The sequence below is a fragment of the Archangium sp. genome (assembly GCF_045802675.1).
Taxonomy (GTDB): domain Bacteria; phylum Myxococcota; class Myxococcia; order Myxococcales; family Myxococcaceae; genus Archangium.
In genome coordinates this window covers 1-6,840 of the sequence record NZ_JBJMQO010000113.1, presented here as the reverse complement: position 1 = coordinate 6,840, position 6,840 = coordinate 1, and the positions used below count along the sequence as shown (strand labels likewise).

1 protein-coding gene is annotated in these 6,840 nt (G+C 72.4%); it reads right to left on the bottom strand.

The features are described from left to right. Positions 1 to 6,840: amino acid adenylation domain-containing protein (locus ACJ8AN_RS32085; protein WP_407759345.1), on the bottom strand; the 6,840-nt coding region annotated here is incomplete at both ends.

Below are 6,840 nucleotides of genomic sequence, written 5' to 3'. Positions count from 1 at the left end.
GGCAACGGTGGGAGCCTCGAAGAGGGCGCGCAGGGGCAGCTCCACGCCGAAGCCGGCGCGGATGCGGGACATGAGCTGGGTGGCCAGCAGCGAGTGGCCTCCCAGCTCGAAGAAGTTGTCGCCGGCACCCACGCGCTCGATGCGCAGCACCTGGGCCATGAGCCCGGCCAGCAGCTGCTCGGTGGGGGTGCGCGGAGCGATGTGCTCGGCCTGGGAAGGAGCCGAGTCCGGAGCGGGGAGGGCGTTGCGGTCGAGCTTGCCGTTGGGGGTGAGGGGCAGGGCCTCGAGCACCACGAGGGAGGAGGGCACCATGTACTCGGGCAGGTGCTCGCGCAGGTAGGAGCGAAGGGCGGAGGAGTCCAGCGAGTGGCCCTCCGCCGCGGTGAGGTAGGCCACCAGACGCTGATTGCCGGGGACGTCCTCACGAGCCAGCACCGCCGCCTGATGGACAGAGGGGTGCTGCTCGAGCTGCGATTCGATTTCGCCCAGCTCGATGCGGAAGCCGCGCACCTTCACCTGGAAGTCGATGCGGCCCAGGTAGTCGATGTTGCCGTCGGGCAGCCACCGCACCCTGTCGCCGGTGCGGTAGAGGCTCGCACCCGGCGTGGAGCTGAAGGGGTTGGGGAGGAAGCGCTCGGCGGTGAGGTGGGGACGGCCGAGGTAGCCACGGGCCAACTGGGCACCGCCGATGAAGAGCTCGCCGGGCACGCCCTGGGGCACCGGGTGCATGGCCGCGTCCAGCACGTACAGCTGCACGTTGCGCAAGGCCCGGCCGATGGTGGGGCTGCGCGGGTGGGAGCTGGCGAGGCAGACGGTGGAGTCCACCGTGCACTCGGTGGGGCCGTAGACGTTGAAGAACTGGATGAGCGGGTGGTGGGCCAGCACCTGCCAGGTGGAGTCGCCAATCGCCTCACCGCCGATGAGCACCCGCCGGAGGGAGCCCCCGGGCAGCTCGCCCAGGCCTTCTTCCAGCAGCAGGCGCAGGTGCGAGGGCGAGCAGTCGAGCACGTCCAGGCGGTAGTGGCGCACCTGCTCGAGCATGAGGCGCACGTCCGCGCGAGCCTCCTCGGACAGCACGCACAGCGTGTGGCCATGGGCCAGTTGGATGAGCTGCTTGACGGAGGCGTCGAAAGAGAGCGGTGCGTTGACGCTGATGCGCAGCGGGGGCTGGGTGTCGCGGTAGACGGTCTCGGCCAGGGCCGCCAGCAGGTTGAGCACCGAGGCGTGCTGAATCATCACGCCTTTGGGCCGGCCGGTGGAGCCCGAGGTGTAGATGACGTAGGCCACGTGCTGGCCCGAGACGCCGGAGACGGGCTCGCTGGTGGGGTGACGCGAGATGTGGGCGTGGTGGGCGTCCATGAGCACCACGGAGACGTCGTCGGCCTGGAGAGGCTCGGCGAGCCGGGAGTGCGTCAGCAGGACACGGGCCGAGGAGTCCTGGAGCATGTAGCGCAGGCGCTCGGTGGGGTAGGCGGGGTCCATCGGCACATAGGCGCCGCCGGCCTTGAGGATGGCGAGCAGGCCCAGGAGGGACTCGACGGAGCGCTCCAGCAAGAGGCCGACGCGAACCTCGGGGCCGACGCCCAAGGAGCGCAGGTGGTGCGCCAGTTGGTTGGCGCGCGAGTCGAGCTCGTGGAAGGAGAGGGAGGTGTCCTGGAAGCACACCGCGGGCACGTCGGGCGAGTGCCGCGCCTGGGCCGCGATGAGCTGGTGCAACAGGCCGGAGTCGGACCGCGGGGCGGCGGTGTCGTTCCAGTCCACCAACACCTGGTGGCGCTCGGCGGCGGTGAGCAGCGGCAGCTCGGACAGGCGCTGGTCGGGGTTGGAGGCAATGGCCTCGAGCAGCACGCGCAGGTGGCCCAGCATGCGAGCTACCGTGGCCTCTTCGAACAGGTCCGTGTTGTAGCCCAGGTTGGCCACCAGGCCGTGCTCGCCCTCGGTGAGCGTGAGGGAGAGGTCGAACTTGGCGCTCTGGCGCTCGGCCTCGACGCCGCGCAGGGTGAGGCCCGGCAGGGACAGCTCCTGACGAGGCGTGTTCTGCAGGGTGAACATCACCTGGAACAGTGGCGTGCGGCTCAGGTCACGTTCGGGCCGGAGCTCCTCGACGAGCTTCTCGAAGGGGACGTCCTGGTGGGCATAGGCACCCAGGGCGGTCTCCCGCACGCGGGAGAGCAACTCACGGAAGGTGGGGTTGCCGTCGAGCTTCGTGCGCAGCACGAGGGTGTTGACGAAGAAGCCGATGAGGCCCTCGGTCTCTCCCTGGGTACGGCCGGCGATGGGAGAACCCACGGAGATGTCGTCCTGGCCTGAGTAGCGGGCCAGCAGCACCTGCCACGTCGCCATCAGCACCATGAAGGGCGTGACGCCCTCGCGCCGGGCGAGCTCCGTGACGGCCTGACCCAGCTCGCGAGGCAGCAGCGCCGTCTCCGCGGCGCCGCGATGCGCGAGGACCGCGGGCCGCGGCTTGTCGGTGGGCAGCTCCAGGGCGCGGGGTGCCCCGTCGAGCTGCCGGCGCCAGTACGAGAGCTGGGTCTCCAGCGTCGCACCCTGCAACCAGCCGCGCTGCCAGGCCGCATAGTCGGCGTACTGCACCGGAAGCTCGGGCAGCGGCGACGGAAGGCCCGAGGAGAAGGCCTCGTACAGCGCGGCCACCTCGCGGATGAGCACGCCGGTGGACCAGCCGTCGGACACGCTGTGGTGCATCGTCACCAGCAACACGTGGTCCTGCTCGGCCACCTGGAGCAACGTCGCCCGGAAGAGCGGGCCACGCGCCAGGTCGAACGGACGCAGCGCCTCCTCGCGCGCCAGCCGCCGGACCTCGGCCTCGCGCTGGGACTCGGGCAGCGCACGCAGGTCTCCCCGCGACAGCGACATGGCCCGCGCGGGGGCGATGTGCTGCACGGGCTCCTCGCCCACGAGCTGGAAGGTGGTGCGCAGCGACTCGTGGCGCCGCAGGATCTCCGTGAAGACCCGCTCCAGCGCCGGCACGTCCAGGGCCCCGTCCAGCCGCAGGGCCGCGGGCATGTTGTACACGGGGCTGCCGGGCTCGAGTTGATCCAGGAACCACAGGCGCTGCTGCGCGAAGGACAGCGGCGGCGGGCCCGAGCGCTCCGCTCGGACGAGCGGCGGCACCTGCATGCCCCTGCCCGCGCGCACGGCGGTGTCCACACGCGGGGCCAGGGCGGCCACGTTGGGCGCCTCGAAGAGGGCCCGCAGGGGCAGCTCCACGCCAAAGGCGGCGCGGATGCGGCTGATGACCTGGGTGGCCAACAGCGAGTGGCCGCCCAGCTCGAAGAAGTCGTCATGCACGCCCACGCGCTCCACGCGCAGGACCTGGGCCATCAACCCGGCCAGCAACTCCTCGGTGGCCGAGCGCGGCGCGACATGGGTGGCCTCGCGCTCGGGGCTCGAGCCCTCCGGGGCGGGCAGGGCCTTGCGATCCACCTTGCCGTTGGCGGTGAGGGGCAGGGCCTCCAGCGCGACGAAGGCCGAGGGCACCATGTACGCCGGCAGCCGATCCCGCAGGAAGGCGCGCAGGGCCGTGAGGTCCATCCCGCCGGCTCCGGCGCCCTCGCTCCGCTCCACTCCCGAGGGGACCACATAGGCGACGAGGCGCTTGTCGCCGGGCACGTCCTCGCGTGCCACCACGAGGGCCTCGCGCACCGCCGGGTGCTCGCGCAGCACGGCCGCGATCTCCCCCGGCTCCACGCGGAAGCCACGCACCTTCACCTGGAAGTCGGCGCGGCCGATGAACTCCACCCGCCCGTCCGCCAGCCAGCGCACCCTGTCCCCGGTGCGGTACATGCGCGCGCCCGGCACCGGAGCATACGGATCCGGCACGTACCGCTCCGCCGTCAGCTCCGGCCGTCCCAGGTAGCCGCGCGTCACCTGTGCGCCGCCGATGTACAGCTCGCCCGGCACTCCCACCGGCACGGGCCGCAGGCCCTCGTCCAGCACGTACAGGCGCGCGTTGGCCAGCCCCCAACCCAGGGGCACCACGGCCGGCGCCGGCTGGGGCGGTGGCAGCTCCACCCGGCCCGCGAGCACGCCCACCGTCGTCTCGGTGGGGCCGTAGTGGTTGAACACCTGGCACTCGGGAGCCAGCGCCCGCACCTGCTCGAGCAGGGCCCAGGTCGAGGATTCACCGCCCAGCACCAGCCGCTTGCGCGGCAGCACGTGCCGGGGCTCGGCCGCCGTCATCAGCGCCGCCAGGTGCGAGGGGACGATCTTGACGCAGTCCACGGGGTGCCGCTGGAAGTACTCGGCCATGCCCGCGGGGCTGCCAGCGCGCTCCTGGGTGAGCACGTGCAGCAGGCCGCCCGTGCACAGCGCGGGGAAGAGCACCGTGTTGCCCAGGTCCGCCACGAAGGTGGACACCAGGGCGAAGCTGGCGCACTCGGCCAGCCCCAGCCGCTCGGTGGCCGCCTGGACGTAGTTGAGCAGCTGCGCATGGGCCACGGCCACGCCCTTGGGCCGGCCGGTGCTGCCCGAGGTGAACAGCACGTAGGCCAGATGCTCCACGAGCACCTCGCACGGCGGCGCGTCCGCGCGCGGGCGCACGAGCTGCTCGTCCCCGGCGTCCATCCGCAGCACGCGGTGCGCGGGCAGGGACGCGAAGGCCGCGGCGTGGCGGGCCTCCGTCAACACCACGGGCGCGGCCACTTCCTCCACCAGCCCTCGCAGGCGGAGGGCGGGCTGGGAGGGATCCATCGGCACGTAGGCGCCGCCGGCCTTCCACACGCCGAGCAACGCCACCACCGTGTCCACCGAGCGCTCCAGGCACAGGGCCACGCACGTGTCGGGGCCCACGCCCAACTCACGCAGGCGCCACGCGAGCCCGTTGGCGCGCGCGTCCAGCTCACCGTAGGTGAGCACCTGGCCCTCGCAGGCCACCGCGGGCCGCTCCGGGTGCCGTGCGGCCTGCTCCTCGATGAGGGTGTGCAGCGCGCGGCGAGGCGCGAAGGTGGCGCGCGCGGCGTTGAAGGACTCCAGCACCTGCTGGCGCTCGGACGCGGGCAGCAGGGTCAGGGCGGACAGGCGCTGCTCCGGCCCGGCCGCGATGCCCTCCAGCAGTGCTCGCAGGTGCCCGGCCATGCGGGCGATGGTGGCCGGCTCGAACAGGTCCGTCTTGTAGTCCAGCGTGCCGCTGAAGCCGTCGGGCGTGTCCGTGAGCGTCAGCGTCAGCTCGAACTTCGCCGTCCGGATGTCGGGCTCGATGCCCCGCAGGCTCAGGCCGGGGAGCCGCAGCTCCTGCCGGGGCGTGTTCTGCAGGGTGAACAGCACCTGGAACAGCGGCGTGCGGCTCAGGTCGCGCTCGGGCTTGAGCTCTTCCACCAACCGCTCGAAGGGGACCTCCTGGTGCGCGTAGGCACCCAGGGCGCTCTCCCGCACGCGGGCGAGCAGCTCGCGGAAGGTGGGATCGCCGTCGAGCTTCGTGCGCAGCACGAGGGTGTTGACGAAGAAGCCGATGAGGCCCTCGGTCTCTCCCTGGGTACGGCCGGCGATGGGCGAGCCGACGGAGATGTCGTCCTGACCGGAGTAGCGCGACAGCAGCAGCTGCCATGCCGCCAGGAGCACCATGAAGGGCGTGACGCCCTCGCGCCGGGCCAGGGCCGAGATCGCTTCCGACAGCTCCCGGGGGAGGTGTACCGGCAGGGCCGCCCCGCGGTGCGTCTGCACGGCGGGCCGCGGCTTGTCGGTGGACAGCTCCAGGGCGCGAGGAGCCCCGGAGAGGTGCTGGCGCCAGTACGCGAGCTGGGTCTCCAGCGCGGCACCCTGCAACCAGCCCCGCTGCCAGGCGGCGTAGTCGGCGTACTGCACCGGCAGGGCGGGCAAGGCCGAGGGCTGGCCGGAGACAGCAGCCTGGTACTGCGCGGCCAGCTCGCGGATGAGCACGCCGGTGGACCAGCCGTCGGAGACGATGTGGTGCATCGTCAGCAGCAGGACGTGATCTCGCTCGCTCAGCCGCAGCAGCGTGGTGCGCATGAGCGGGCCGCGGGCCAGGTCGAATGGCCGCACCGCCTCCTCATGCGCCAGGCGCCGCGCTTCGTCCCAGCGGGTGCCTTCGGGCAGGTGTTCCAGGTCCGCCAGCGTGAGCAGGGCGGGGGCCTGGGGCGCGATGCGCTGCACGGGCCCTTCGGGCGTGACCTGGAAGGTGGTGCGCAGGGACTCGTGACGCTGGGCGAGCACCGCGAGGCTGTCGCGCAGCGCCTGCACGTCCAGGGCACCCTCCAGCCGCAGCGCGGCGGGGATGTTGTAGAGGGGGCTACCGGGCTCGAGCTGATCGAGGAACCACAGGCGCTGCTGGGAGAAGGACAGAGGCAGTGGCGCCCCGTCGCGAGCGACGGGAACGAGCGGAGGCACCTGCATGCCCCGGCCGGCGCGCACGGCGGTATCCACACGCAGGGCCAGGGCGGCCACGGTGGGAGCCTCGAAGAGGGCGCGCAGGGGCAGCTCCACGCCGAAGCCGGCGCGGATGCGGCTGATGACCTGGGTGGCCAGCAGCGAGTGGCCGCCCAGCTCGAAGAAGCTGTCGCCGGCACCCACGCGCTCCACGCGAAGGAGTTGGGCGAAGTGGCCGGCCAGCAGCGTCTCGGTGGGAGTGCGTGGGGCGAGGTAATGGGTGCCCGGGTCGCTGCCGCGCTCCGGAGCGGGAAGGGCCTTGCGGTCGAGCTTGCCGTTGGGGGTGCGGGGCATGGCGTCCAACACCACGTTGGCGGAGGGCACCTTGAAGGCCGGCAGCCGCTGCTTGAGCTGGTCACGCAGGGAGGCCACTTCGAGCGGGAGGCCCTGGTGAGCCACGACGTAGGCCACCAGGCGCTTGTCGCCGGGCACGTCCTC